Source organism: Methanofollis fontis, assembly GCF_004297185.1.
Lineage (GTDB): Archaea > Halobacteriota > Methanomicrobia > Methanomicrobiales > Methanofollaceae > Methanofollis > Methanofollis fontis.
Genome location: NZ_PGCL01000001.1, coordinates 524,012 through 549,429 on the forward strand (window position 1 = coordinate 524,012; position 25,418 = coordinate 549,429).

The 25,418-nt window shown below is 56.8% G+C and carries 24 protein-coding genes, 2 tRNA genes and 2 pseudogenes; 8 read left to right on the forward strand and 20 right to left on the reverse strand.

The genetic code is table 11. The annotated features are described in order from the left end of the window. Nucleotides 1-103: 103 nt before the first annotated feature. Both CUJ86_RS11750 and CUJ86_RS02575 read right to left on the reverse strand, forming a co-directional pair. On the reverse strand, nucleotides 104-271 hold the full coding sequence (locus CUJ86_RS11750; RefSeq protein WP_165394742.1) for a hypothetical protein: 168 nt from the start codon (nucleotides 269-271) through the stop codon (nucleotides 104-106). Continuing rightward, nucleotides 268-1,053 (reverse strand): ADP-ribosyltransferase family protein, encoded by a 786-nt coding sequence (locus tag CUJ86_RS02575; RefSeq protein WP_130645987.1) that lies wholly within the window; start codon nucleotides 1,051-1,053, stop codon nucleotides 268-270. The genes CUJ86_RS11750 and CUJ86_RS02575 overlap by 4 nt, the downstream gene beginning before the upstream one ends. Before the next feature lie 106 nt (nucleotides 1,054-1,159). On the opposite strand from CUJ86_RS02575, the gene CUJ86_RS02580 reads away from it, so the two are divergent. Next, nucleotides 1,160-1,663 carry an FUSC family protein gene (locus CUJ86_RS02580; RefSeq protein ID WP_130645988.1) on the forward strand — a complete coding sequence of 168 codons (504 nt, stop codon included), beginning with the start codon at nucleotides 1,160-1,162 and terminating at the stop codon, nucleotides 1,661-1,663. A 9-nt stretch (nucleotides 1,664-1,672) separates the two neighbouring features. Here the strand turns inward: CUJ86_RS02580 and CUJ86_RS11755 are convergent, their stop codons facing one another. The 6 genes from CUJ86_RS11755 to CUJ86_RS02605 form a co-directional block, all read right to left on the reverse strand. Continuing rightward, nucleotides 1,673-1,822, reverse strand: coding sequence for a hypothetical protein (locus CUJ86_RS11755; RefSeq protein WP_165394743.1), 150 nt, complete (start codon nucleotides 1,820-1,822; stop codon nucleotides 1,673-1,675). Nucleotides 1,823-1,892: 70 nt separating this feature from the next. Then, a complete protein-coding gene (locus CUJ86_RS02585) occupies nucleotides 1,893-2,378 on the reverse strand; it encodes a flavodoxin family protein (protein WP_130645989.1) in 486 nt (161 codons plus the stop codon). Nucleotides 2,379-2,659: 281 nt separating this feature from the next. After that, nucleotides 2,660-3,430 carry an aspartate dehydrogenase gene (gene nadX / locus CUJ86_RS02590; protein WP_130645990.1) on the reverse strand — a complete coding sequence of 257 codons (771 nt, stop codon included), beginning with the start codon at nucleotides 3,428-3,430 and terminating at the stop codon, nucleotides 2,660-2,662. A 148-nt stretch (nucleotides 3,431-3,578) separates the two neighbouring features. Continuing rightward, nucleotides 3,579-4,250 (reverse strand): NADPH-dependent F420 reductase, encoded by a 672-nt coding sequence (npdG, locus tag CUJ86_RS02595; protein ID WP_130645991.1) that lies wholly within the window; start codon nucleotides 4,248-4,250, stop codon nucleotides 3,579-3,581. Nucleotides 4,251-4,321: 71 nt separating this feature from the next. Continuing rightward, entirely contained in the window at nucleotides 4,322-5,389 is a 1,068-nt protein-coding gene (locus CUJ86_RS02600) for an NAD(P)-dependent alcohol dehydrogenase (RefSeq protein ID WP_328590931.1), read from the reverse strand. A gap of 245 nt (nucleotides 5,390-5,634) precedes the next feature. Then, the gene (locus CUJ86_RS02605) at nucleotides 5,635-5,922 is read right to left on the reverse strand and encodes a putative quinol monooxygenase (RefSeq protein WP_130645992.1); all 288 of its coding nucleotides are present in this window, start codon (nucleotides 5,920-5,922) and stop codon (nucleotides 5,635-5,637) included. 316 nt (nucleotides 5,923-6,238) lie between these two features. Between CUJ86_RS02605 and CUJ86_RS02610 the strand changes: the two genes are divergently transcribed. Together CUJ86_RS02610 and CUJ86_RS02615 are read left to right on the forward strand one after the other, a co-directional pair. Continuing rightward, nucleotides 6,239-7,006, forward strand: a complete 768-nt coding sequence (locus CUJ86_RS02610) for a TrmB family transcriptional regulator (RefSeq protein ID WP_130645993.1) — start codon at nucleotides 6,239-6,241, stop codon at nucleotides 7,004-7,006. A 135-nt stretch (nucleotides 7,007-7,141) separates the two neighbouring features. Then, complete coding sequence (locus CUJ86_RS02615; protein ID WP_130645994.1) at nucleotides 7,142-7,600, forward strand: ester cyclase; 459 nt, start codon at nucleotides 7,142-7,144, stop codon at nucleotides 7,598-7,600. Nucleotides 7,601-7,691: 91 nt separating this feature from the next. Here CUJ86_RS02615 and CUJ86_RS02620 read toward each other — a convergent pair whose 3' ends face one another. Together CUJ86_RS02620 and CUJ86_RS02625 are read right to left on the reverse strand one after the other, a co-directional pair. Next, nucleotides 7,692-8,381, reverse strand: coding sequence for a hypothetical protein (locus CUJ86_RS02620; protein WP_235855550.1), 690 nt, complete (start codon nucleotides 8,379-8,381; stop codon nucleotides 7,692-7,694). Nucleotides 8,382-8,612: 231 nt separating this feature from the next. Then, a complete protein-coding gene (locus tag CUJ86_RS02625; protein WP_130645995.1) occupies nucleotides 8,613-9,365 on the reverse strand; it encodes a winged helix-turn-helix domain-containing protein in 753 nt (250 codons plus the stop codon). Nucleotides 9,366-9,560: 195 nt separating this feature from the next. On the opposite strand from CUJ86_RS02625, the gene CUJ86_RS02630 reads away from it, so the two are divergent. Together CUJ86_RS02630 and CUJ86_RS02635 are read left to right on the forward strand one after the other, a co-directional pair. Further along, the gene (locus tag CUJ86_RS02630) at nucleotides 9,561-9,800 is read left to right on the forward strand and encodes an MTH865 family protein (RefSeq protein WP_130645996.1); all 240 of its coding nucleotides are present in this window, start codon (nucleotides 9,561-9,563) and stop codon (nucleotides 9,798-9,800) included. A gap of 144 nt (nucleotides 9,801-9,944) precedes the next feature. Beyond that, nucleotides 9,945-10,421 carry a putative immunity protein gene (locus CUJ86_RS02635; protein WP_130645997.1) on the forward strand — a complete coding sequence of 159 codons (477 nt, stop codon included), beginning with the start codon at nucleotides 9,945-9,947 and terminating at the stop codon, nucleotides 10,419-10,421. A 98-nt stretch (nucleotides 10,422-10,519) separates the two neighbouring features. Here the strand turns inward: CUJ86_RS02635 and CUJ86_RS12350 are convergent. Further along, nucleotides 10,520-10,697, reverse strand: a pseudogene (locus CUJ86_RS12350) (DUF4277 domain-containing protein); the annotation flags it as partial. Nucleotides 10,698-11,232: 535 nt separating this feature from the next. Between CUJ86_RS12350 and CUJ86_RS12120 the strand changes: the two are divergent. Further along, entirely contained in the window at nucleotides 11,233-18,630 is a 7,398-nt protein-coding gene (locus tag CUJ86_RS12120) for a PKD domain-containing protein (protein WP_235855551.1), read from the forward strand. A 236-nt stretch (nucleotides 18,631-18,866) separates the two neighbouring features. On the opposite strand, the pseudogene CUJ86_RS02645 reads toward CUJ86_RS12120, so the two are convergent. From CUJ86_RS02645 to htpX, 4 genes and pseudogenes are all read right to left on the reverse strand, one after another. Further along, nucleotides 18,867-19,219: pseudogene (locus tag CUJ86_RS02645) on the reverse strand (IS1634 family transposase); the annotation flags it as partial. 539 nt (nucleotides 19,220-19,758) lie between these two features. Next, nucleotides 19,759-19,832 (reverse strand) — tRNA-Val (locus CUJ86_RS02650). Between the two features lie 3 nt (nucleotides 19,833-19,835). Further along, a tRNA-Gly gene (locus CUJ86_RS02655) sits at nucleotides 19,836-19,906 on the reverse strand. 67 nt (nucleotides 19,907-19,973) lie between these two features. After that, on the reverse strand, nucleotides 19,974-20,864 hold the full coding sequence (gene htpX / locus CUJ86_RS02660) for a zinc metalloprotease HtpX (protein ID WP_130646000.1): 891 nt from the start codon (nucleotides 20,862-20,864) through the stop codon (nucleotides 19,974-19,976). 106 nt (nucleotides 20,865-20,970) lie between these two features. Here htpX and CUJ86_RS02665 point away from each other — a divergent pair, with 106 nt between their 5' ends. Next, nucleotides 20,971-21,741, forward strand: a complete 771-nt coding sequence (locus CUJ86_RS02665; protein ID WP_130646001.1) for a sulfide-dependent adenosine diphosphate thiazole synthase — start codon at nucleotides 20,971-20,973, stop codon at nucleotides 21,739-21,741. Between the two features lie 157 nt (nucleotides 21,742-21,898). Continuing rightward, entirely contained in the window at nucleotides 21,899-22,549 is a 651-nt protein-coding gene (locus CUJ86_RS02670; RefSeq protein ID WP_130646002.1) for a putative phosphothreonine lyase domain-containing protein, read from the forward strand. Nucleotides 22,550-22,632: 83 nt separating this feature from the next. Here the strand turns inward: CUJ86_RS02670 and CUJ86_RS02675 are convergent, their stop codons facing one another. The 5 genes from CUJ86_RS02675 to CUJ86_RS02695 are packed head-to-tail and all read right to left on the reverse strand — an operon-like array spanning nucleotide 22,633 to nucleotide 25,416. After that, nucleotides 22,633-22,779, reverse strand: coding sequence for a 50S ribosomal protein L40e (locus CUJ86_RS02675; RefSeq protein WP_130646003.1), 147 nt, complete (start codon nucleotides 22,777-22,779; stop codon nucleotides 22,633-22,635). A 50-nt stretch (nucleotides 22,780-22,829) separates the two neighbouring features. After that, nucleotides 22,830-23,381 (reverse strand): RdgB/HAM1 family non-canonical purine NTP pyrophosphatase, encoded by a 552-nt coding sequence (gene rdgB, locus CUJ86_RS02680; protein WP_130646004.1) that lies wholly within the window; start codon nucleotides 23,379-23,381, stop codon nucleotides 22,830-22,832. Beyond that, entirely contained in the window at nucleotides 23,378-24,934 is a 1,557-nt protein-coding gene (locus CUJ86_RS02685; protein WP_130646005.1) for a bifunctional N(6)-L-threonylcarbamoyladenine synthase/serine/threonine protein kinase, read from the reverse strand. The genes rdgB and CUJ86_RS02685 overlap by 4 nt, the downstream gene beginning before the upstream one ends. Before the next feature lie 3 nt (nucleotides 24,935-24,937). Next, nucleotides 24,938-25,123: a 30S ribosomal protein S27ae gene (locus CUJ86_RS02690; protein ID WP_130646006.1), complete on the reverse strand. Its 186-nt coding sequence runs from the start codon at nucleotides 25,121-25,123 to the stop codon at nucleotides 24,938-24,940. Then, nucleotides 25,123-25,416, reverse strand: a complete 294-nt coding sequence (locus tag CUJ86_RS02695) for a 30S ribosomal protein S24e (protein WP_130646007.1) — start codon at nucleotides 25,414-25,416, stop codon at nucleotides 25,123-25,125. The genes CUJ86_RS02690 and CUJ86_RS02695 overlap by 1 nt, the downstream gene beginning before the upstream one ends. Between the last annotated feature and the right edge of the window lie 2 nt (nucleotides 25,417-25,418).

The following is a 25,418-nucleotide window of genomic DNA, read 5'->3' on the forward strand; positions in this document are numbered from 1 at the left end:
TGGGTTCTACTTCTCTTTTTGGCGGGTTATGGGTGCTATGCTCCGGTATTTCTGCTTTTGCCCGTGATTTGTGCCTTCTCGCCGCCGCAGCCGCGCAGGGAGATTATTTTCCCTCTGTATCGCCTTCCTGCCTGAGCACCCGTAGAAAGAAGGCTTCAGCCGCCCCTTTCTCCTCTTCGTCCGGGGGGTGCCGGCCGGTGATCCTGATATCGCCCTCTTCAAGGACAAAACGGTTTTTCCTCCGTGCCTCCGGGGAGGGAGCCCCGTTCATCCGTCCTCCTCCACGATATAGATCAGCCTGACCCCCTCGAAAGATGCGGAGGTGCGGTTGTTCACGATGAGGGGGAAGTCGGACTCGACGGTGAGGTCTTCCACCTCCACCGTCCTCGCCACATACCAGGCCGAATCCCTGGGCTGGAGGTATTCCCGCTCGTCTTCGTTGATATAGAGTGCGTGATCGCCGGCATGGCGCTTGAGGATCAGCACATTCGCATATCCAGTCTCGTCTGGTGATGCGAACAGCCCCAGACTGAGGGTGATGTCATAGGAGGTGGAGGCGAAGGCGGCATCGGTGTACTCGGCATGGTCGATCACCATGCCCGCCAACCCCGGTGAGATGCCGCGGAAGAGCAGGAGGTCGGAATGGAGTTTGGAGGCGTTGATGGCGTCGTCAAGGTTTTCGGTGATGAATGTGTAGAACACCTGTTTTTCTTCGGCATATTCGGCCTGTTCGTCGGTCGTCCCTCTCAGGTATCCCCGGTACTCTGAGGTGGTGTCATAAAAGTCCGGTGCCATCCACCAGGCGATCGAGGCCTCGACCTCATCCGAAAATCCCCGCTCCCGATAGGGAATGCGGTCGGCGGCGTCGGGTGCGGTCAGCAGGAGCGTGGTCTGCTCCAGGTGGTCGGGGACGCTCGAAGCGTCGTCCGATGCTCTGGCGCCCTGGCAGCCTGTGACGGAGACCGGGGCGATCGCCATGACAGCGAGGGCGAGCGTGAGAAGAAGGGCGATACAGGCGATGATCGGGATGGTCCTGTCCGGGGGGGCGTTCATGTATGCACCTCGGCATTTTTTCGACCCGGAATGGGAAAAAAATTGTGAATGGCGGCGTCTCGGCCGCCCCCTGTCTCCTTTATACGGGGCGCCGCACATTCTCTCTATGAATCTCTTCTCCGGGGGGGTGCGGGGTGCCGCGGGGATCGCCCTCCAGTATGCCCTGGTCGCTCTCCTCTCCTATGTGATTGCCGGTCTGGTCACTGCATTGCTGGAGGGGGGACCGCAGTCGGCCATGATCGGCGGACTCTGGGCAATGATCTCCGGGATCGTGGTGATGCAGGAGAGGCGGGCGGACACCGAGTCCTCGGCCCTGCTCCGGGTGCTGGGTTCGCTCATCGGGGCGGTGTTCGCTGCGGCGTATCTCCTCGTTCTCCCCTTCAATCCCGTCGGCATGGCCCTGCTGATCGGGATAACGGTGCTCGCCTGCCAGGCGATCGCGGTGCCGGCCCACGGGCGTCTGGCCGCCGTCACGGTGGGGGTGGTGATGGTCTTCTCCACCCTCAACCCGGAGACCGGTCCGGTGCTCAACGCCGCCCTCCGGTTCGGCGAGGTGGTGATCGGGAGTTGTGTAGCCGTGCTAGCGGTCAGGCTGTTGCCGGAGGGCTGAACGCACAGATTATCTTTTCTTGAATCGTTTTTCGATCCTGATCCGTCGTCCGAGGCTGGATTCGTACCATTCCTGCTGCTTCAGGGCGTCCTTCATCCCCCGTACGCGGTGGCGTATCCGGGTGCCGGTGGCGGTGTCGATGAGTACAAGTTGCGCCATGATCTCTCCTCCTGTTCTCCGGTAATTCACGCCCCCCGCCGGACTGTCGCACATCCCCCAGCGGCGGTCGTCATGGGGCCTCCCCTGTCTTCATGACGTCTGCGATCAGCCTCTTTACGGCCTCGCCGTCACGGAGGTCTGCTGCCGTCAGCACGTGCTCCCCGTCGACCCGCATGCCCCGCGCCGTCAGTGCTCCGGCAAGGGCCGGGAGGGTGTCGCCTGCCATCGCGCCGCAGGTCGCAAACAGGACGGCCCTCTTTCCTTCGCCTCCCTCCAGGGCGTCGACCGCCGCCGTGATCGCCGGGGTGGCCCGGCGGGTCCAGACCGGGGTCCCGATCACGATGACGTCCGCCGCCGAGACGTCGATCTGCGCCGGTTCGATCGGGTTGTGCCCGTGTGTCAGGGCCCGGAACAGCCCGAGGAAGTATGCAACGGGCGAAGAATGCCCCTCTTTCAGCCTCACCTCGATGAGGTCTCCGCCGGTGGCGTCCCTCACCTCTTCGGCCACGCTCCGGGTGGTCCCTGAATGGGAATGGTAGATGATACAGGTCTTCATGGTATCAGGTCCATTTTTCTGGAGGGTCATTTCAGGCGATGCGTTTGTGGCGGAGGGCCTGAGGGTGTATCTGTTGTGGGGATTGCCTCCTCCGAATTGTCCGTGTGAGGTGTGCGGACATTAAAGTATGGTCCAATGCGGTGGGGGATACCCATCAGGGTGTATCCATTGGCAACGATAGAGGACATCATCTCCCCCGGTGGTATCCGTGAGAAGAGGCACTCCTCTGCCGACCACGCGGTGAAACGCCGCCTCAATCGGAGAGGTGTGAAAAGGAGATGTTATGCCCCGATCACCAGCGGGTTCTTCAGGTTTTCAAGAATACTTAACGCGGACAGCGCTGCAAGACGACTTGTCGCTCCGTTGCCGGACGAGGGGTTGTTCCTGATCCTGATATACGCCTCCCCGAACTCACCGGAGAAGATGATCTCATGCATGTTTTTTGTTTCACCGGGATCGCTCCACACCTCCACGCTGGCGTCGCACCCGCAGGCGAGAGAGAGTGATACGGCGACATTCGTATTTTTTGGATACCGCTGAACACATTCGCTCGCAGTCCCGGAAAAGACGCATTTTGTTTCAGGTTCCCCGATGCCCAGAGACAACGGATTTTTTGTGGTCCGCAACAGGATGGTGTCGACACTGGATACCTGCCCGATCCTGATATTGTCGAGCCCCATAATCGCTCCTGATGGGACGTGGATCTTCCGGTTCAGTCTCCGGGCTTCGCCAAGCAGTTCTATGCGGAATGTTTCGTCAGCGAGTGCCCCGACACTGAGGATGATCAGGTCTTTGCCCGATCGGAGAACATCGATCGCGTATTCCCGCACAGCCGAAACCGATGCGGCCTCCACCACGATCTCGACCGGTTCGGCGAGAAGTTCTGCAAACTCGGTCAGCGGCTTTGCGCCAAACCTCGCGGAGAAATCCAGGGCGCATCCGGGGACACAATCATATGCGGCGGTTATCCGGAAGGTATTCTGCTTCTCTGCAAGAATGCGCCCTACATTCCCACAGCCGATTATCCCGACAGCAAGAGGTTGTGCGTCCATAGGCCAATCGCACTTTCAGCGGTTCCTTCTCAACAGAGGGATCGAAGGAAAATCGGGCGATTGAAACTCATTCGCCCATATTTTCCTCTCGTATGGACCTCACACCGTCCATACGGGTCAGGACCTTTTCACTTCCCTGACCGCCGGATTACCTGAAGTACACCCCCACGTCCTTGAGACCGTTGTTCATTGCAAGGGTGATCACGAGAGGTGTGATGCTCTCGACGATGTTCGACATCTTCAGCGGTCCGCCGTCGAGGGGCTGCAGTTTCGAGACATCGGCCACGAGTTCTCTGACGGTGTCCTTGGCATCTTTGTCGTCTCCGCAGACCACGACGCTGTAGTCAAGCTCCTCATCAAGCCGCATCCATTTTCCGGCGGCGACATTGTTGAAACCGGTAGTCAGTTTGGCGGATTCTGGAAGCATCTTTTTAATCGCCAGCGCCGCCGAAGTTTCGGCAGGGGAATCGTGAAGGAAGCATTTCTCCTCCGGATACCTGAGCATCGGGTTGATCAGGGAGACAACAACTTTGTTCTCGAATTTTTCTTTGCCAATTGCCTCAATGGTGGATTCGATCTTGTCAAACGGAAGCGAGAGGATGATAATGTCTGCATCACAGCAGTCTGCGTTTGCTCCTCCGCTACAGGCCGAAAAACCGACACCGCGTTCGCTGAGCGCCTCGGTGACGCCTCCGGCAGCTGTTTCCGCTTTTGCGGGATCACGGGAGCCGATAATGACGTCATGTTTGCCGCTGATGCAGATCCGGCGTGCAAGGCCTTCACCGATGTTTCCGGTGCCGCCAATTATTCCTACTTTCATATCTGTCTCCAGATGGTTACGTTCCGAATTGGACCGGTGTGTTTCCACAAAAACGGGTTGTGTGGATGACTTCACACAACAACGACCGGTTTGATCAGGTCGACCGGTTTCTCCTTCATCAGGAGCAGCGCTTCCTCGACTTTGTCGAATCCCTTGAATGTGTGGGTGACCAGCGGCTTGAGGTCGAGTTTGCCGACTTCGACCAGGCTTGCGAGTTTCTCCATCCGCAATCTGCCTCCGGGCATCAGACCACAGTGGATGAACTTGTGGCTCATACCGCATCCCCACTCGACACGCGGCACGATGACATAGTCGCCTGAGCCCAGGTAGTTGACGTTGCCGACCTTTCCTCCGGGCTTGAGCATGCGGATTGCCTGGTCCATGGTCTCGACATTCCCGCCTGCGATACAGACCTTGTCAACACCCTTTCCGTCGGTCTTTTCCATGACCTGGTCGACGATATCGCCTTCTTTGTAGTTGATCGTGTCGGTGGCGCCGTAGCCCTTTGCCGCCTCGACGCAGTTTGGTCTGCTCCCGACCGCCAGGATATGGGATGCACCCATGAGGTTTGCGCCTGCGACGGCCATCAGGCCGACCGGGCCGATGCCGATGCAGCAGACCGTGTCGCCCAGCTTCACGTCGGCGAGTTCTGCTGCATGGAAACCGGTCGGGACCATGTCGCAGAGCATGGTCGCCTCGGCGACGTCGATGGAGTCGGGAAGAAGTGCGAGGTTGCCGTCAGCTTCATTGACATGGAAGAGTTCTCCGAATACGCCGTCTTTGAAGTTGGAGAACTTCCAGCCTGCGAGCATTCCGCCGGAGTGCATGCCGAAACCGGCCTGGGCCTCGACGCTCATCCAGTCTGGGGTGATCGCAGGGACGATGACCCGGTCTCCCGGTTTGAAGTCCTTCACCATCGGACCGACTTCAACCACTTCTCCGACGGCCTCATGTCCGAGGATCATGTCGGTGCGCTCGCCGATCGCACCCTCCCAGACGGTGTGGATGTCGGAGGTGCATGGCGCCATGGCCAGCGGTTTTACCAGTGCGTCGCACGGTCCGCACTCCGGTGCCTCTTTTTTAACCCAGCCGATCTCTCCGATCCGCTTCATCGCCAGTCCTTTGATTTTCTTTGCCATGATGTATCACTCCATTCTGGGCGACCGAAAAACGGCCGTCGGTCGGGCATATCGAAATCAGTATAAAAATATTTTTTGCTCCCCGGGCGGCGGAATGGGCGTTTCATGTGCAAAAAGGCAATTTTTCGATATATTGCGGAATCTCCGTTATTAAAAGGGGTGCTGGAGAGTCTGCCGCACAACAATCTTCACGGTCCGTCTGCTGCAGGGGAGAAGGGGAGGGGGTTGTGGTGATGCATCCGGCCCTACGTCATTTTTCGGTACAGGTTGATATCGAGCGGTCCTGCAAAGAGCGGTCCCGTGCTGTCTACGAAGTGCTTGAAATGCTCACTTGCGTTGTGGAGATCGATCGCCTTCTGGTCCGCCCATGCCTCGACAAAGGTGAAGCCGTTTGAATCGTTCAGATCTGCATAGAGGTCATAGGAGATGTTTCCCCCCTCGTTTCTGCTTTTTTGGACCATACTCTGAGCAAGGTCGAGAAAGTCGTCAACTGATTCTGGTTTTACGTTGCATCTGGCTGTTATCAATAACATGTTGTCTCCTTCCCGTGCCGTCTGGCATTCCCCGGATGTGTGTTTGGGGATTGATAAATCTATGCAGATATCCATGTCCGCTTTTCGAGGAGCTCGACCGTCGGTGAAATCTGCAGGGAGGAGCGGGAGATTCCCGTCTTCAGACTGCATGGATCATCCTTCATCCGGGCACCATGCCGTCTCCAATCGATCCGTTTAGATGTGCACGTCGCTCTATTATGCAGTTCGACATGAATGTCGTGTTTTCCTGCCTCCGGGATCGGTCGGGAGGTCGTTCGAAATCCTCATGTATGAGCACCGGGAATGAACATTTTATATGGACCCTCCCACCCCGGTAAACGACGTTCTCTGCAGGCAGCTGATCGAATGCGGGCTTCGGGAGTACGATGCAAAGATCTATGTTGCTTTGTTTGGACTGGGTCTGGCAAGTGCAACAGAACTGCATAAATTGACCGGGATCCCGAGAGGGCGGGTATATGAGACTCTCTCGTACCTGCAGGAGAAGCAGTTCATCACTGCGGCAGGGAAAAATCCGGTGATGTATAAAGTGGAGGACATTCACCGGACACTCTTTGCAGTTCAGGATGATATGATGTCCAGAATCAAAAAAATCTCGGAATGCTTGCATGAAATGGAGAGAATATATCATCCGGTCCGTTTTCTTCAGGGTCAGGTGCCGATCCTGACCGAGGGGGGCATCGAATACCAGTTCCGTCTGATGTGCAGACGTGCACGCTCGCAGATTGTGATCCTCTGCAATGATGCCGAGTTGCTGAAGCGATTTTCGGGCGATCTGCGGCGGGTGGAGAAGCAGGTGGACCTGTACGTGATTGTGTCGCGCCCAGAGATGGCAGCCGCGCTCCCCTTCCCCTGCTATATGGTGAACGAGACGGTGGATGAGAGTCTGTTTTCCCCGAAAGGTGCACACACCTCATATCCGATGCTCCTGCAGGTCTTTCTCGACATGCGCAATATGTTCATGATCGCCGATATCGACGGCCAGATGCACGGCTTCTATACGGATGACAATCTCTACAAGGAGTTTATTTCCAGGATGATCCTCCGGGACATCCGAAAGATCTGAAATGAGCGGGTCTCTTTCTTGAGGTGGCGCCAGGGGGATCGCAGGGGGCTCCTTCGCTTTATGGCCTCACCCGGATTCCCGCACCGGCGACGAAAATCGGTAAATACCGGCACGATGCATGGGGGGTGATGCTCCATGTCACCTGAGGAGAATAAGGCGCTTGTCCGCCGTTTTATCGATGCCTACAATACGCGGAACCTGGACCTCTTCGACGATCTGGTGGCCCCGGATTATATCGACCACACCCATCGGCAGGAAGGTCGCGAACCCTTTAAGACGCTCTTTTCACTGGCGTTCGAGGGTTTCCCTGACTGGCACGAACACATTGAGGACATGATCGCCGAGGGGGACCGGGTCTGGGTCTGCGTCCGGGCGACCGGGACCCATTCCGGGGAATGGCATGTCTCCGGCGTCTCTCTCCCGCCCACCGGCAGGAGGGTGGTGATGAGGATGGTCTTCATCTGGTGCATCAAGGATGGAAGACTCGCCGAGGGATGGGAGGTGGACAGCGAGGTGAATTTCCTGAAAACCATCGGTGTTATCGAATACACGGAGATCGGGAAGCGGATCTTTCCTGAGGATGCGGCGGCGTAGGTCTTCCGGTGCGGGATCGGATGTCCCCGGCTTCCATTCCGGATCGATCCCCTGCTCCCGGCGTGTGGGGCCGGTACCCCCGGGCACGGACCTATTTTCCCTCTCCGGCACGCCGGAAGAGGACCCCCAGCAGGGGAAACACCGCAAGGCTGAATCCGACGTAGCCCAGGATGCCGATGTTCCGGATGCCCATGTCGGCAAGCGGCACGCCGATGAGCCCGGCGAGGCTGAGTGCGCCGCCGGCGATCATCAGGTAGCGGACCGCCGTCTCCAGCCGCCCTCCCCTGAAGACCGGTGCGGCGAAGAGCATCGAGAGGGCGAAGAAGACGTCCCATGCGAGGATGTCCAGGGCATAGGCGACGGAGGGCCACTCGAAGGAAAAGAGGAGGGGGGCCCACGGGAAGCCGGCGGCCCCGATCTGGCGACTGACCGTGAGGATGACGAAGTGGACGCCGGAGGTGATGCCCGCCAGCAGGAGCATGCATGCACACGCCATGCCGGAATATGCCCTGGCGCCGGGGGAGGCGTAGGCATGGACCGCCACCATGACGGCGACCATCGACGGTGCCATCATGATGATGAGCACCTCCATGAGGGAGAAGTAGGGATCGCCGATCGGCTCCTCCGGCGACCCGAGAGAGAGGAGTCCAAGGGCCAGCGTAACGGCGTATGCGATCAGGAGGAGGAACGCGGCCCAGGCTGCGGATGTGCCGAGCAGGCGGTGCTGCCTGGTGAACCTGTCGTGCACCATCATTCCGGTCCGTTCATGCTGCGGTGGCATGCCCTGTTCATGCGGCGGATCGAGAACAGCATATCGGGGCCGGGATTATAATATTTTGTGAAGAATAGTGGCAGGCCGGATCAGATGGCATAGCGACCCGGGCGTCTTCCGGAGGGCCAGCGGGGGGGAGGGGGTTTTGGGGCTTGTATTGTGGTCCTCTCAAAAACTCTGTGATGGCAGAAAAATGGATTGCCCGATTATCCGGGGCTGACGGCCAACAGGGCCGCCGTATCAATTATCTTCTGGTGCAAGGACGGAGTAGATCTCGGTGATCCCTTCCATCACCCTGAAACCCTTGCCCGTGATCATATAGTCCCCCCTCTCGTGTTGCTGAATGATCATCCCGCCATCTGAGAGCTTCTGGAGGTGGAACAGGAGGTTGCCCCCGCGAAGGCCTGTCAGATTGGAAAGGAGAGAAAAACTCATGGACTGGCCGGAGACTGCTTTGAGTATTTCCAGGCGTTTGGGGTGGCAGAGGGGTTCGAGGATGTCATCGATAACAGACTCTGTCGGGATATTTGAGATGACCTGTTTTGTGTCCTTTTTTGTTTCATATATCCTCATGGACTGCATGAGGCTGACCTGTTTTTCGAAGAGGTCCGAGACTTCGGAGAAGCAGATGTCGCATTTATCATATGGCATCGCTTTTCGTAGATCTGTGATCTCGTCGCGCCTGCTGTCGATAGATTCGCCCTCCACCGGGGGCTGCCTGATGAGGGATGCGTTTTTTTGCAGCATATCCGTGAAAACGGCCCTGCACTGATCGAGGCGGTCGCATCTTTTGACCATGTTCTTTGAGAGTCCGGCCTCTGCATCGGCGATGAGGTGCTTTTCCAGGACGTCGGCATAGTCGCTCCTGACAAAGGCCAGAACGGACTCCAGGTGCTGCCTGTTGGAATCTTCAATAAATGTCCTGATGTCCCTGTGGATCTCATCGAGTTTGACCCTGATATCGTCAATATCAGAATCGGGATGCTCATTCATAGTAGGAGGTGCATGTGCATCCTGCATAATGGTATCTGGAAAGACCTTCAGGGTCATGTGAGTTACCTGGATGCACTTGGTATATTCTGGTGCCGATTAAGTATATTTCAATGACTGGACAATCTACTGGTGTGGTTCGATGCCCTCAAAAGGGCGTTCGGCCGTGCACGAAAAAACCAGAAAGGAGTGAGAAAAATGAGCGTAAGAGATGAGATCCATTCCCAGATCGAAGGCGCACTTGCAGACGCAACGTTCCCGATACGCACGCCCGAAGACCTTCTTGCAGCGATGCCGGCCGGTGCGGATACCACATGCAGGTCCGGAGATGTTGAAGTGACCGCAGGTGAGGCGGGAGCGCTTCTTACACCCGGCGACTTCCCGTTCACCAGTGCAAAGCAGGTCGCCGATGTTCTCGTTGAGAGGGCGGGGCTCTAACCCCTCCACCTTTTCTGACGTTCATGCAGGGGTGCTGCCGGTCCCCGCCTCGAGTGCTTCTGTTTTTGACGGGATGCCGGGATGGCATGCCCTGTTCATGCGGCGGATCGAGAAAACCATATCAGACCTCGATAATACTCCTGTGTGAAAAAATACAGCCGGGAGGACCAGATGGCGATGGCGGCCTGGGCGGCGGACTGCGCCGAACGGGTGCTGCCGCACTTTGAGCGGGCGTATCCGGGGGACGATCGGCCGAGGAGCGCCATCGAGACGTGCCGGCGGTGGGTCAGGACAGGGGTATTCAGGATGGCCGAGATCCGCGGCTCCTCCCTTGCCGCCCATGCCGCCGCCCGGGAGGCGAAGGGCAATGACCCGGCCGTTTATGCCGCACGTGCCGCCGGTCAGGCGGTGGCGACGGCGCATGTGCCTCAGCACGCCTATGGGGCGGCCTATTATGCCCTCAAGGCCGTGGCGGCCGCCGGGGGCGACGCTGCCGGGGAACGCGATTGGCAATCGGAGCGTCTCCTGGCGGGGCTGCGGGAGGAGATCATGGGGAGGATCAGTGTGCAGAGGCGGGGGGAGGGGGTCGTTATTCGGCTGGATAAGGGGGAGGGGTTTTGAGGGCTGGATGATTGCTTCCGGCAGCCCCGAAATACATTATTATGAATAATGCATGTCCGTATCATCTGGATAGGGAATGAGAAACCGGGAGATGGATGCCTCTCACCGATGAACCCGAGACCGTTGAGCACCATTGCCTTGACGACATCTCCGTGAGTGAGATGATGCGGCCGTGTTTTTAGGAGTTGCACGGTCGATTACCGGGGCAATCTGGAGGTAGTCGTAGGTCCCGGTGACGATCCCGAGATGATCGATCGAGATGCTGGAGCCTTCGATGAAATCAGTAGAGGATGGCACATGTGGGGCTTGTAGCCCAAAGCACAAGGATCTTCTGGTCTGATCAATTCGGAGAGGTTCTCTGACTCATGTGGATGGTGGGAGCACTATAAGGGCCTGGAAAGAGAGGAGATCTTGGAGGGGGCTAAAAACTTTCGCTTCGATGGAGAGGTGCTATTTGAGATTTTAAAGATGGTGGGACGAGAAATTTTTGAACACGTTATGGGTTGCCGGGAATGCAGGAGGGATGTCTTACGCCCCTTGAATCGTTTTAATGGTCATTTGTGGTCTCATTCCTTGTTTTTTAGCTATTTTACTCGCATTAATAAGATTGTCGCCTTTTCCAGAGGGAATACTAAACTATACATTTTGATATACAATGACAAAATAGATTTAATATCCTTCATCCGTTTCGCTCCGGTCCGAACATACGTCTTCTAACACTGTTTCAGAGAGGTAATCGATTATGACGAGAGAGAGATCTATGGTAAAAATCCTTACAGTGCTTATCTTCTGCACCTGTATTATAGCCGGGGTGCAGGCCGCTGAATCATATGAATTTGTCACAAAATGGGGCTCATATGGCTCTGGCGACGGGCAGTTTATCAGGCCGGAGGGAGTTGCGGTGGACATTGAAGGCAATGTCTATGTAGCAGATCCGGGAAATAACAGGATACAAAAATTCAGCAACACCGGTGATTTTATCACAAAATGGGGTACCACGGGCACCGGCGCCGGTCAATTTTCGTATCCCAGGGGCGTCGCAGTGGATGGTGAAGGTTATGTCTATGTCGTGGAACAGACAAATAACCGCGTCCAGAAGTTCGATGAAGATGGCACCTACATTGCCAGATGGGGTACCCAGGGTTCAGGTGAAGGCCAGTTCGAGAGTCCCGGGGGCATTGCGGTGGACAATGCCAGCAATATCTATGTGGCAGATACCGTCAATCATCGTGTCCAGAAGTTTGATTCTACAGGCACCTTCGTTACACAATGGGGATCACAGGGTGCAGGCGATGGGCAGTTCAGATTTCCCATGGCCATTGCAATAGGAAAGAATGACAGTGTGTATGTCGGTGATGAGAATTATCGTATTCAGAAGTTTGATGCGAATGGCACCTTTATAACAAAATGGGGTTCGGAAGGCATGGGCAACGGCCAGTTTACCTACCCACCAAGCGGTGCTGCGGTAGATGATCTGGGCAACCTCTTCGTTGCGGAAGGGCAATATTATACTGGCTCCGGCTTGCTGTACCGTGTCCAGAAATTTGATTCTAACGGCACCTTCATCACCAAATGGGGATACCGTGGCTCAGGAGATGGGGGTTTTCAGTATCCAAAGGGCGTTGCAGTGGATAGTGGCGGATATGTCTTTGTGGCAGACGGCGAGGCACAGAGAGATTATCACCGCATCCAGAAGTTCTCATCGCTTCCATTTGCCAACTTCACCGGAGAGCCAACAGAAGGGAATTTCCCTCTTCGGGTGAACTTTACCGATACGTCCCGGGGGTCGCCCACTTCATGGTCATGGGACTTTGGGGATGGGAATTCCTCTTTTGAACAGCACCCATTCTCCATCTATACCGTACCCGGCGTCTACGATGTGTCACTAACTGTTGAGAACGAAGTCAGTAGCAATACAACAACGAAAAATGGTTACATAACCGTCCTTGACTGGGTCAAAGCGAACTTCACCATGAACATCACCGGGGGTACTGCCCCCCTTACCGTACAGTTCACTGACACCTCCACCGGTGGTCTTGCACCCCCCGACACATGGGAGTGGAACCTGGCACGTTTTGATGATCCCGAATGGTCGTACAAAACTGACGAGCAGAACCTGAACTACACTTTCATGATACCGGACTGGTATATTGTGTCATTATGGGTCGGTCGTGACAATCTGAGTGATATATATGTATATAGTGGTCAAATTATCGTAACCCGGCCACCACCCGTCACCAATTTTACCGGGTATCCCACCGTTGGTTCTGCTCCGCTGACCGTCCGGTTCAACGACACCTCGGCCGGGAATGCTACACAATGGTTCTGGGACTTTGGGGATGGGAACACCTCAACACTTCAGCATCCGACCATCACCTATGAGATCCCGGGTTTATACACCATATCACTCAATGCAACCAATGATGGTGGAAGTAACAGTTCCACAAGGGAATCCTATATTAACGTCACCAGTTTCCCGGTGATCCCTGTTTCTGACTTTATCGGAACACCCACCTCCGGCAGAAAACCTCTTGCCGTTCAGTTCACCGATCTATCGACGGGAGGGCCGACAGAGTGGCTCTGGGAGTTTGGTGACGGAACAACGTCAACTGAACGGACCCCTCAGAAGACGTACACAACAGTGGGGACCTACACTGTTTCGCTTAATGCAACAAATGTCGATGGGAGCAGCACGAAAATACAAGAGGGTTATATATCGGTTACTGACACCCCGACACCACCGGTTGCCAACTTCACGGGAACTCCTGCCAATGGAACAGCCCCGCTTTCGGTGCAGTTCACTGACACCTCAACCGGAGTGCCGACAGAGTGGTTCTGGGAGTTTGGTGACGGAACCAATTCAACCAGCCAGAACCCGCTGAAGACCTACACAACCGCGGGCACCTACACCGTCTCACTCAACGCAACAAATGCCGACGGCAGCAGCACGAAAACACGAGAGAATTACATAACGGTCACTGATGACCCCGTATCACCGGTCGCCAACTTCACCGGGACACCCACCACCGGAAAGGCCCCGCTGACCGTGCAATTCAATGACACCTCAACCGGAGTGCCGACAGAATGGCTCTGGGAGTTTGGTGACGGAACCAATTCAGTCGAGCAGAACCCGCTGAAGACCTACACAACTTTGGGCACCTACACCGTTTCTCTCAACGCAACAAATGCCGATGGCAGCAGCACGAAAACACGGGAGAATTACATAACGGTCACTGATGACCCGGTACCACCGGTCGCCAACTTCACCGGGGCACCCACAAATGGAACAGCACCCCTTACCGTGCAGTTTACCGATCTCTCAACCGGGGGGCCTTCACAGTGGTTCTGGGAGTTTGGCGACGGAACCAATTCAACCGACCAGAACCCGCAGAAGACCTACACAACCGCGGGCACCTACACCGTCTCCCTCAACACAACAAATGCCGACGGCAGCAGCACGAAAACACGGGAGAATTACATAACGGTCACCGATGACCCGGCACCACCGGTTGCCAACTTCTCCGGGACACCCAAAAAAGGAATTGCCCCCCTTACTGTGCAGTTTACTGATCTCTCGACAAGAGAGCCGACAGAGTGGTTCTGGGAGTTTGGCGATGGAACCAATTCAACCGACCAGAACCCACAGAAAACTTACACGACTATTGGGACCTACACCGTCTCACTTAATGCAACGAATGCACAGGGGAGCAGTGCCGTCACAAAGGTAAATTACATAAACGCCACTGATGTTCCGACACCGGCAAACTTCAGTTTCATCTCAGAGTGGGGATCCAGAGGCACATCTGACGGAGAGTTCACGTATCCTGACGGTATCGTCATGGACACTGCCGGTAACATATATGTGGTGGATTATGGGAATGACCGCATCCAGAAGTTCAATAGAACTGGTTCATTCATCACCAAATGGGGCTCTTCCGGATATTCAGAAGATGGGGAGTTCAACATGCCACATGGCATTGCAGTGGATTCCGACAGCAATGTCTATGTGACAGATACCTGGAATAGCCGCATTCAGAAGTTTGACAGCACTGGCACTTTCATCGCCAAATGGGGATCCTATGGCACCGGTGACGGGCAGTTTGACTTTCCACAGGGCATCGCCATTGATGCAGACGGCTCCATCTATGTAGCAGATAATGCCAACCAGCGGATCCAGAAGTTTGATTCAAACGGTACTTTCATCACCAAATGGGGTTCCGGTGGTACCGGTGACGGAGAGTTTGACCGCCCACATGGCATTGCAGTGGATGCAGACGGCAACGTCTTCGTGTCTGATGCAGGGAATAACAATATCCAGAAATTCACCAGCACCGGCACTTTCATTGCGAAATGGGGAACTGCAGGCTCAGGCGACGGACAGTTCAACGTACCAAGGGGTATTGCGGTGGATTTGAGGGGGAATGTCTTTGCGGCAGATTCCCTGAACCATCGTATTCAGATATTTGACAACAACGGGACCTTCCTGACAGAATTTGGTTCGTATGGTGCAGGCGAAGGGGAGTTTAACGAGCCGTGGGATACCCTGGTGGACAGCGCCGGCAATATCTATGTGACAGAAGCACGGAATCACCGCATCCAGGTATTCGCACCCATTCCCGAAGGAATGCCGTTCGCCAGCTTCACTGCTCTGCCAACCGCTGGTACAGCTCCGCTGACAGTCGCATTCACCGATGAATCAACCGGAGAACCAACGGAGTGGCAATGGACTTTCGGGGACGGTACAATCTCACATGAACAGAACCCAACAAAGACCTATACGATACCGGGCTTTTACACTGTCTCATTAACAGCAACGAATGAAATAGGAAGCGACACCGATACAAAGAATAAATACATAACCGTGAGTCCTCCGGAAGAAAACTATGAATTCGTCATGAAATGGGGATCATATGGCGATGGGCGGCTCCTTGGTCCAATGGGCATCGGGGTGGACGCCGCAGGTAATGTCTGCGTGGCAGATGCCAATAACCTCCGGATCCAGAAATTTGACCGTAACGGCACCTTTAGCACCAAATGGGGTTCTCCGGGCTCCGGCAACGGGGAGTTTGGATGCGACTATGATTCTTATTCCGAGAATGGACCGTATGGCGTTGCGATGGATGCTGCCGGCAACATCTATGTGGCAGACCTCTATAATAATCGGATACAGAAATTCGACAGCTCCGGCACCTTCATCACGAAATGGGGATCGTATGGCTCCGGCGACGGGGAGTTTTCCGATCCGCGTGGTATCACCGTGGACAGTGCCGGGTACCTCTATGTATCTGATTACTGGAATAACCGCATCCAGAAGTTCGATGGTTCCGGCACTTTCATCACAAAATTTGTATTCTCTCAGGGCTCTGGCGATGGGCAATTCGGGCTGGGACCAGATAGCGTCGCAGTAGACAGTGCCGGCAACCTCTATGTGACAGACCCAATTAACTCCAGGATCCTGAAGTTCGATAGTTCTGGAACCTTCATTGCCACATGGGGATCGTATGGCACGGGAATCGGAAAATTCCGTTCTCCGACAGGCATCGCAGTGGATGCAGACAGCAACGTCTACGTGGCTGATTCACTTAACAACCGCATCCAGAAATTTAGCAGCACCGGCACATTCCTCACCTCATGGGGCCTACGGGGCGCCGGGGACGGAGAGTTTGAAGAGCCGCGTGGCATCGTGGTTGATGCAGAAAGCTACGTCTATGTAACCGATCACTATAATAACCGCATCCAGAAGTTCGATAGTTCCGGCACCTTCATCGCCACATGGGGCTCTGAGCCGCCCGGTGACAGCGAGTTCTCATACCCGAAGGGTGTCGCGGTTGATGCTGCCGGCAATGTCTATGTAGCAGATACGAACAATCACCGCATCCAGAAGTTCGATGCCAATGGCACCTTTATCACAACATGGGGACATGAGGAATCGCCATCTCTACCTGGTGAGCTCCCCGTGATCGAAGCGAATGGAAATTTCTCCTTCCCGAAAGGAGTCGCTATCGATGGTGAAGGTTTTGTCTATGTGGCAGACTCAGGCAATAACCGTATCCAGAAGTTCGATACCAATGGCACCTTCATCACGAAATGGGGAGGGGCGATTGGCTATGGTGATGGGCAGTTCAGTGGTCTGCGTGGCATCGCAGCGGATGAGGACGGATTCATCTATGTGGCAGATGCTGAAGAGTATGTCATTGCCCGTATCCAGAAGTTCGATTCTAACGGCACCTTCATCACGAAATGGGGATCGTATGGCACCGGCGACGGGGAGTTCATGGATCCACAGGGTGTCGCGACAGATCCTTTCGGCAATGTTTATGTGACAGACAGATATGGTGGCCGGATTCAGAAATTCGACAGCTCCGGCACATTCATTGCTACATGGGCATCAGATGACACGGGAGTCGGGCAACTCCTTTCTCCTTCCTGTATCGCAACGGACGATGCCGGAAATGTCTATGTGACATCCTTTGATCTCTATACGGCATCCTCTGATATCCGGAAGTTTACCGGCAATGGTATTTTCATCACCACATGGGGGGTCTCAGGTTCCGGTGATGGTCAGTTTTCAGGGCTGCTCGGTGTTGCAGTCAATGGTGACGGCCTTGTCTATGCGGCGGATGAATACAATAACAGGATACAGGTGTTCAGATCATACACCCCCGCCACCCCGCCTGTTGCCGCTTTTATTGCTAATGTCACAAGCGGTTCCGCCCCCCTCGCAGTGCAGTTCACTGACACGTCTACAGGAAATCCGGCATCATGGGTATGGAACTTCGGTGACGGGAACACATCAACCGTTCAGAACCCCTCGCATCTCTACACGATGGAAGGCACTTTCAATGTGAGCCTGAATGTATCCAATGCAGGCGGTTCGGACACCATAACAAAGGTAAATCTGATAACCATTTCCGCACCTGTACCAGAGGCACGGTTTGATCTGAACCGTAACTTTGCCGCATCAACTGAGAATGATACATTTGTCCCGGGGACCTATCCTTCCTTCCAGACATACAGACTGCATGCCGAGAATCTGGATGAAACAGTATCCCTCGGAAATCTGACGTATGTTGCAGGAGTTGCAAATATCACCTCCGTTGAGTATGATGATTATGCATCATGGAACTCAACCTATGCAGAGTGGAATTTCCCGCCGGAATATGTAATCGGGCCACAGTGTGCGTTTGATACGCGGGCAGACACCTCATTTGCAGAGTTTAGATCATTCACCCATACATTGACACGAAACTGCAGTCAGGTAACATTTACAGCACCCGGAATTCAGGAGACAAATATCACGTTGGTATTGGATGACCTTGATTTTGAGTCAGTATTTGTCGGGTTTGCATCAGCAAAAGACCACAATATGACAACTGAAATTATCAACTCGTCGTTTATGACAAATGCACCTCTTTCAACGCCTCTTCTGACAGACGGTGGTTATCACCTGAAACTTGACAAATCTGCTCTTGTAATCGGAGCAGAGTATTACTTCAGGTTTGATACAACCATCATCCCCAATGGGACCGCGGTGATGCACAAACCGATAGCATATGTCTGGGAAGGTCAGAACAATGGCTATGCAGATCTGGGAGTCACAAATAAGGCAGAAATACCTGCATCTATGCTGCCGGCAGATGCATCTGAGTTTTCGGTTCAGACGAATACGTCATGCAACTGGGGTGTTGTATGGCAGGACAACCTTCTCTCAATTCTAAGCGGAACGTCCGCCAGAGTAACCCTCCCTGCAGCGGCAAACTTTACTGCTGATCCCCTCCTGGGACATACCCCGCTTACGGTGCGGTTCACTGATACATCCACCGGCAATGTCACCGCATGGTTCTGGAACTTTGGTGATGGCGCAAACTCGACCGAACAAAACCCGGTTCATGTCTACACGACACCCGGCAGCTATTCGGTTGCGCTCTCGATTAACGGGGGTGAAGATACCTTTTCTGAGCCCGGTTACATCAGGGTCACTTCAGGGGTTCTTCTTGGTGATGCCAATAATGATGGTGAGGTAAATCAGGCCGATACCCTGCGTGTGCTCAAAGAGGTCGTAGGACTGCTTGATCCGCCTGAAAAGAATACCGATGATTTTGAGCGTACCGATGTCCACTGGAACGGGGCAGTCGAAGTTGGGGATGCGATGTTCATCGCCCAGTATAATGTGGGACTGCGGGACGCGTGGTTCAGGGTGATTGAATAATTTTTCCCGACAGGCAGAGAAAGGACTCAATTTCCCCGATTATTTTTTCCTGCATCGTATATTCAGGATCGGCAGGCAATCCAAATTTTTTGCATCGTTTCAGGGTCTTCTGCCGATATTCCGCAGGCCCTCCTTCATGAGTAGTATTTTTGGTACTCTGTCCCAGGCAACCTCAGCATCTTCCTCAACTCCTAACTCAGGTTCGTCAGCCGTTTCACCCTCCTCCCATCTTCGACCACCACAAATCTCCCGATTTTCTGTCTTTCCGCTTCAACAGCCTCTCGAGTTCGATCTCTGCATCAACCCGGTACGAGAGAACAACCGGTTCATCGTTCTTTGGCCTCCCTCGCCTCTTCTCCATTCTCCGGGAGATTGTGGCGATATCGAGGGAGCTGAACCGGAATCCGGGGTGTTCCTCCAGCCACTTTTCGGCTGCGATCCGGGCATTCGGTTCACAGACGAACTCGCATGCACCGAGTTTTCGAAGGACGGTCTTCGCCCGGGCCTTCTCCAGATTCTTCTCAAAGGTCTTCTCCTGCGGCCTATGCATCTCTGTGGAGTGGTAAATAACCCATTTCTGCGGGATCCCCGGCTATATTCTCTTCCTTTTCTCCTGGTGATGGTCAATTCGGTTCAAGGTGTGTATGGCCCCTGGCATCGCTTGTTAGCCCCTGGCTTTGTCAGGGGAGAGGGATTGATCAATAGCGTGGGCTCTCCGTCGTGAGGGAGGGAAAGGTTCGCCCTCTCCATACATGGTAATGGGCCAAGCGGGATCGATCCCATCCCCCGCGTGGGGAGATGTCCTCCCTGGAGGGTGCACCGAGCCTTGTTGCTCTCTCTGTATCATCCCCGCATCGCCTGAAAGTTAGGAATGCCCAAAACTGTACGGACAGATACATAACTGTCATGACAGTGGAATCAGGGGTGATAATGGTGATATAATTCCGATAATACCGCACAATGGGCGTAAAATAGATAATCGTCTCAGACGTCTGTGGTGATCGGTGCAGTAAATCCTCTGAAAAAACGGCAAGAATCCCTCTTATTTGAGATTCAGTCGCACGAACGCCTACGATCTCCAAAAAAACTACAAATAATCAGACAAATCGTGAAAAGAAAGATAATTCATGGGCCCGCTGAGATTCGAACTCAGGACCTCCGCCGTGTGAAGGCGACGTCATAACCAGCTAGACCACGAGCCCAGATGCATCGACCGGGAATTGAACCCGGGCTATTGGCTTGGAAGGCCAAAGTCATGCCACTAGACCATCGATGCGCGAGTGTGTCTGTGACACCCTATCTATTCTGTCCGGCAAGAATAAAAGGGTATTGTCCGGCGGCGTTCACCGCCGGGAGAAACCCCGCATCTCGTCCTCGATCGCCTCAAGGGCGGCCACCCGCTTCTCCAGGGGCGGGTGGGTGGAGAAGAGCTCCATCAGGGTGTCGCCGGAGAGGGCCGGGATGATGAAGAAGGCGTTCGCCCCCTCGACCTCCCGCTTCTTCTCGGGCGGGATCATGTCCATGCGTCCGCTGATCTTGTGGAGGGCGGAGGAGAGCGCCTTCGGGTTGCCGGTGATATAGGCGCTCCCGCGGTCGGCCGCGAACTCCCGGTAACGGGAGAGGGAGCGGATCAGCAGGGTGGAAACGATCCAGACGATGATCGCCACGATCCAGGCGATCATCCAGGGGTTCCCCTCCCGCCGGTCGGCGAAGGAGAAGAGCCAGGCGTTCTGCATGATGATCGTCGCCACCATGGCGATGAATGACGCCACCGTCAGGGTCAGCACGTCCCGGTTCTTCACATGCGAGAGCTCGTGGGCGAGCACCGCCTCGAGCTCCTCGCGGTTCAGCATCCTGATGATCGAGTCGGTCGCCGCCACCACCGCATGGGAGGGGGAGCGCCCGGTCGCAAAGGCGTTGGGCACCGGCGATGGCATCACCGCTACGCGGGGCTTGGGGATGCCGGCCTCGGCCGAAAGCCGCTCCACCATGCGGTGAAGTTCGGGGTATTCCTCCTCGCTCACCTCCCGGGCGCCCGTGCTCCAGAGCACCATCCTGTCTGAGAAGTAGTACTGGACGAACGCAAACACGAATGCGACGCCGACCAGTCCCCACATGCCTATGCCCGGGAACAGGGCCCCGAGAATCGTGATGAAGACGAGATAGACCAGGAGCAACAGTGCCCAGGTCAGGATCACCCTCATCGTGAGCCCTATGTCACGCTTCCATTTCATATTACTATCAGGTATCTCTCTCACCTCATAATACCTGTGAAACTGCAAACGGGTGAAAAATCCTATATCGTGCACTGGCACCAACAGAACCGCCGAAGTGGACCTGATGGAACTCGATGAAGTGACAATCAGCAGGGCGATCCTGGCCAGCCAGATGGAAACGATGCTCGATCTCCTGGAGATGGACGTCGCCGTCGTGGGCGGCGGCCCCTCCGGCATCACCTGTGCGGTCTATTGTGCAGAAATGGGTCTGAAGGTCGGCCTATTTGAGAAAAAACTCTCCATCGGCGGCGGGATGTGGGGCGGCGGCATGATGTTCCCGCGCATCGTCGTCCAGGAGGAGGCGAAGGAGGTCCTGGACCGCTTCGGCATCGCCGCCGCCGCGTTCGAGCCCGGCTATTATGTGGCGCGCTCGGTGGAGTCCGTTTCGAAACTCACCGCCGCCGCCTGCACCGCCGGTGCGGAGTTCTTCAACCTCATCACCGTCGAGGATGTCGTGGTCAGGGCCGATGGCCGGGTCTCCGGCCTGGTCGTCAACTGGAGCCCGGTGGAGATGGCCGGTCTGCACATCGATCCCCTCATGGTCCGCTGTCGGGCCGTCGTCGATGCCACCGGCCATGACGCCACCATCGCCCATATGGTCGCCCGCAAGGGCGGCGACCTCCCCATCCGCGGCGAGGGCTTCATGTGGGCCGAGCGCGCCGAGGGGAACATCCTGGATCACACGAAAGAGGTCTTCCCCGGCCTCTACGTCTGCGGCATGGCGGCCAACGCCGTCGCCGGCGAGTGCCGCATGGGCCCGATCTTCGGCGGCATGCTCCTCTCCGGCAGGCGGGCGGCAGAGATGGTGGCCGCCGCCCTCGGGCACCAGCCCTGAACCCACGCCCTTTTTCCCGGGATGCCGACGACACTCCAAAATCGAGGCATATGTCGCCTTTATCGCCACGGATCCCGGGATCAGCCGCTTTTCACCCGGCGACGCCGCGGCAGAATCCAGAGATAACCTTTTTCGATCGCCTCCCCAGAGAATTATCATGGACGAGGTCGATTCCGGTGCACTGGCCGATGCGGCATTCGGTATCTTTGAGATTCTGCTGGACAAAGCGCTTCTTGCAGGGGGAATGTCCCTCCACGCCCGGGTCGAGGCCGGGATCGACTTCCTGGACGACTTCACGGCGGTCTTCGACGCCTTCGCCGGGGACTACCCCGACCTCGCGGCGGCCCTGATCGAACGGTTTTCTGATCCCTCCGTCATCTACCGTCTGCTGGTGGAGGGCGAGGGCGTCGTCCCCTCGCGCACCACCCTGCGCTACTGGATCATCGAGGACAACCCGGCGGCCGGAGGGATCGACCCCACCGGCGAGGAGGCGGGAAAATGGCTGATCTTCTGCGATGCCAGGGAGGTGGACGCCCTCTGGCACCGCATCCGGGACGCCACGGCGAACGACGACCTGGGCATCTCGGCAAAGGTCAGCACGGCAAAACCCAACCCTGACTCCAGGGACGAACGATATGTGATCTATGCCTACACCGCCGACTGGTCAGACGAGGCCGACGTGATGCGGGTGCGCGAGCACCTCCGCCTCCTCGGCGTCGAGGCACGGATCGGCTACAAGCGCAACCTCGAGACCTTTGCCGGGGAGTACTCGGAGAAGGGCAAGAAGGTGACCTATTACAGTGCGTGACGCCTGTCCGGAATAGTCCGGTCCCGCAAAAAAACAGTGGGCGCCGACCCTGCGGGCGGTCGACAGCCCATTTTCGGCCCTGATCAGGCCTTGCGTTCCTTGTTCTTCGGGCGAAGGTTCTGGTAGCCGCACTTGCGGCACTGCGTTGCCCTCAGTGCGTTCCGTGCATTGCAGCGCATGCAGATTTTGACATTGAGCAGCCGAGCTTCGGCTTCGGGGAACCGTGCCATATCTTATCTCACCACGTTATTCGGTTCTATGTACAATGCTGTCCCGTGCCTTAAGGATATTGATCCCCCAGCCACGCCCTGAAGGCGGCAAGCGCCCGACCGCGATGGGAGACGGCGCTCTTCTCGGTGATCGGGATCTCGGCGAAGGTCCGTTCGCCCACGGCAAAGATCGGGTCGTAGCCGAAGCCCTCCGCCCCCCGCGGTGCGGCGGTGACCTCGCCATCCACCACGCCTGAGAAGATGTGGATCTCGCCGCCGGCGTCCGCATACCCGATCGCCGTCTCGAAATGGGCGGAGCGGTCCTCCACCCCCTCCATCAACCGGAGGATGCCGGCGATCCCGATCGTCTCGAGCACATAGGCCGCATAGGGGCCGGGAAAGCCGTTCAGGTGATCGATCGAGAATGCGGTGTCGTCGACGATGCAGGGGCGACCCAGGTGCTCGAAGGCATAGCGCGCCTTCTCCCGGGCGATATTCGCCACCTCATTGTCCCGGTACTCCGGGATGTCCATCCGCACATGCTCCACCTCCGCCACCCCGGCGAAATAGGCGGCCACCTCGGCCGCCTTGTGGGGGTTGGAGGTGACGACGGCGATCCTCAGAGGTACCGCCCCCGCCGTTCGATCTCCTCCTCGCGCCTGGCGACGGCGTCTGCCTCAGGGAAGGCGCCGGCATAGCCCTGCATGAACGCCGCCTTCAGCCGCTCCGGATCATCTGTGGTGCTCTCCAGGGTCTGGAAGAGCACATGGATGTCCACCCCGCGGTCCTCGACCTCTGAGGAGGTGAAGGCCAGTCCGAAATCGATGAGCACGCACCGCCCCTCCCGCTCGATCAGGTTCGAGGTGGTCAGGTCGCCGTGGACGATCCCGGTGTCATGGAGGCGTCCCACCGCCCGCCCCGCCATCTCCAGGTTCTCCGGCGTGGGGGCGTCGCGGATCAGGGTGCCCTCGATCCGCTCCATGGCGATCCGGTCGGCCGTGACGTCGTGGAGGATCGGCGTCGGCACACCGCCCCTTCGGGCGGCGGCGATGAGCCGCGCCTCTGCCCGGGTGCGTTCGGCGATCAGGCGGCGGTCGAGCGTCGCCGTGCGGTAGGACTTCGAGACTCGCTGTTTCACCACCTCGTCTTCATCCATAGTCACCACCGCCTCGGCGCCCCGTCTCGCGCCCGCCGCTGCCTCGTGCCGCGGCTCCTCCCGCCAGACCACCTCCACCTCGTCGGCCCGGAAATGGGGGTTCGCACGGGAGTGCTCGACCGGGATCGTCGCCCCGGCCTCCCACATGATCCGGCCGGTATAGGCGATCATCGCCCCGTTGTCGCCGCAGAACTGGCGTTCCGGGACGAAGAGCTCCGCCCCGCGTTCTGCGCACATCGTCTCGAGCATCTCGCGCAGGCGGGCGTTCGCCGCCACGCCGCCGACCAGCAGCACCTCGTCCTTGCCCGCCTGGGCGAGCGCCCGCTCGGTCACCTCTACGCACATCGCAAAGGCCGTCTCCTGCAGGGAATGGCAGGCGTCCTCGAGGGGGGCGCTGCTCTCCTGTGCGGCGCTGATCAGCCCGGAGAACGCAAGGTCCATCCCCTTCACCGTATAGGGGAGGTCGATATAGGTGCCCTGCCGGGCCAGCTCCTCGATCCTGGGGCCGCCCGGATGCGGGAAGTCTTTGCTTCGTGCGAACTTGTCCAGCCCGTTCCCGAGCCCGATGTCCAGGGTCTCGCCGAAGATCCGGTAACGGCCGTTCAGGTAGCCGAGCACCTGGGTGTTCGCCCCCGAGACATAGAGGGTGATCGGGTCCTCGCACCCGGTCGCCCATCGCCCGATCTCCACGTGGGCGACGCAATGGTTCACGCCGACCAGGGGCACCCCCAGGGAGAGGGCGAGCGTCCGCGCCGCCGTCGCCACTGTCCTGAGGCAGGGCCCGAGTCCGGGCCCCTGTGAGAATGCCACCGCCCCGATCTCTTCAGGATCGGTGAGCACGCGGGCGATCACCTCACGCATCACCGATGCATGGTGCTGGGCCGCCTCGCGAGGATGGATCCCCCCATGCGGGGGCTGATAGGGCGCCGAGTACAGGGAACGAAGATCGTCGTCAAAAACAGCGGCACTGAGGTTCCAGGCCGTCCCCTCGATCCCCAGTACCTGTGTGCCCGTGTGCATTCCTTATTTCGTAAATTCGGTATAGCCGCACTTCCCGCAGGCAAAGCGGTCCTTGTGCTGGGCCATAAACACACCGGGTCCGCAACGGGGACAGTATTTCCGCTGTGCCACGGCCTTGTCACCCTCGACAGAGAAATAGGCGCTGCGCTTGACGGCTGCTGCCGGCGCTGCTCCCTTCTTTGCCGCCATTACTCTGCCTCCTTCGCCGCCGGTGCACTGCGCTTGACAAGATATTCGCGTTCAGTCATCTTGAGTGCGTCCTCGTTGTCATAGATCCGGGCGACGCCCTCGACCTCCATCGCCCCGAAGCGCTTCTTCATCGAGTCGAGGACCACGAGGTTCTCGGGGGCGTTCATAAGGGCGGCGAGTTTGCCGAGAATCTGGACTCTCGAAGGGGTGGCGCCGTCATAGGTGAGGGTGTAGTGCACTTCCCTCCGGTTTAACAATTCATTCCGGTTGTCACGGGTGATCTCAAATTCCATCG

What these genes read in the sequence shown, in the direction of transcription:
- CUJ86_RS11750 (WP_165394742.1), bottom strand. Translation starts at nt 271, where the DNA reads ATGAACGGGGCTCCCTCCCCGGAGGCACGGAGGAAAAACCGTTTTGTC.
- CUJ86_RS02575 (WP_130645987.1), bottom strand. Translation starts at nt 1,053, where the DNA reads ATGAACGCCCCCCCGGACAGGACCATCCCGATCATCGCCTGTATCGCC.
- CUJ86_RS02580 (WP_130645988.1), top strand. Translation starts at nt 1,160, where the DNA reads ATGAATCTCTTCTCCGGGGGGGTGCGGGGTGCCGCGGGGATCGCCCTC.
- CUJ86_RS11755 (WP_165394743.1), bottom strand. Translation starts at nt 1,822, where the DNA reads ATGGCGCAACTTGTACTCATCGACACCGCCACCGGCACCCGGATACGC.
- CUJ86_RS02585 (WP_130645989.1), bottom strand. Translation starts at nt 2,378, where the DNA reads ATGAAGACCTGTATCATCTACCATTCCCATTCAGGGACCACCCGGAGC.
- nadX (WP_130645990.1), bottom strand. Translation starts at nt 3,430, where the DNA reads ATGGACGCACAACCTCTTGCTGTCGGGATAATCGGCTGTGGGAATGTA.
- npdG (WP_130645991.1), bottom strand. Translation starts at nt 4,250, where the DNA reads ATGAAAGTAGGAATAATTGGCGGCACCGGAAACATCGGTGAAGGCCTT.
- CUJ86_RS02600 (WP_328590931.1), bottom strand. Translation starts at nt 5,389, where the DNA reads ATGGCAAAGAAAATCAAAGGACTGGCGATGAAGCGGATCGGAGAGATC.
- CUJ86_RS02605 (WP_130645992.1), bottom strand. Translation starts at nt 5,922, where the DNA reads ATGTTATTGATAACAGCCAGATGCAACGTAAAACCAGAATCAGTTGAC.
- CUJ86_RS02610 (WP_130645993.1), top strand. Translation starts at nt 6,239, where the DNA reads ATGGACCCTCCCACCCCGGTAAACGACGTTCTCTGCAGGCAGCTGATC.
- CUJ86_RS02615 (WP_130645994.1), top strand. Translation starts at nt 7,142, where the DNA reads ATGTCACCTGAGGAGAATAAGGCGCTTGTCCGCCGTTTTATCGATGCC.
- CUJ86_RS02620 (WP_235855550.1), bottom strand. Translation starts at nt 8,381, where the DNA reads ATGCCACCGCAGCATGAACGGACCGGAATGATGGTGCACGACAGGTTC.
- CUJ86_RS02625 (WP_130645995.1), bottom strand. Translation starts at nt 9,365, where the DNA reads ATGAATGAGCATCCCGATTCTGATATTGACGATATCAGGGTCAAACTC.
- CUJ86_RS02630 (WP_130645996.1), top strand. Translation starts at nt 9,561, where the DNA reads ATGAGCGTAAGAGATGAGATCCATTCCCAGATCGAAGGCGCACTTGCA.
- htpX (WP_130646000.1), bottom strand. Translation starts at nt 20,864, where the DNA reads ATGAAATGGAAGCGTGACATAGGGCTCACGATGAGGGTGATCCTGACC.
- CUJ86_RS02665 (WP_130646001.1), top strand. Translation starts at nt 20,971, where the DNA reads ATGGAACTCGATGAAGTGACAATCAGCAGGGCGATCCTGGCCAGCCAG.
- CUJ86_RS02670 (WP_130646002.1), top strand. Translation starts at nt 21,899, where the DNA reads ATGGACGAGGTCGATTCCGGTGCACTGGCCGATGCGGCATTCGGTATC.
- CUJ86_RS02675 (WP_130646003.1), bottom strand. Translation starts at nt 22,779, where the DNA reads ATGGCACGGTTCCCCGAAGCCGAAGCTCGGCTGCTCAATGTCAAAATC.
- CUJ86_RS02685 (WP_130646005.1), bottom strand. Translation starts at nt 24,934, where the DNA reads ATGCACACGGGCACACAGGTACTGGGGATCGAGGGGACGGCCTGGAAC.
- CUJ86_RS02690 (WP_130646006.1), bottom strand. Translation starts at nt 25,123, where the DNA reads ATGGCGGCAAAGAAGGGAGCAGCGCCGGCAGCAGCCGTCAAGCGCAGC.
- CUJ86_RS02695 (WP_130646007.1), bottom strand. Translation starts at nt 25,416, where the DNA reads ATGGAATTTGAGATCACCCGTGACAACCGGAATGAATTGTTAAACCGG.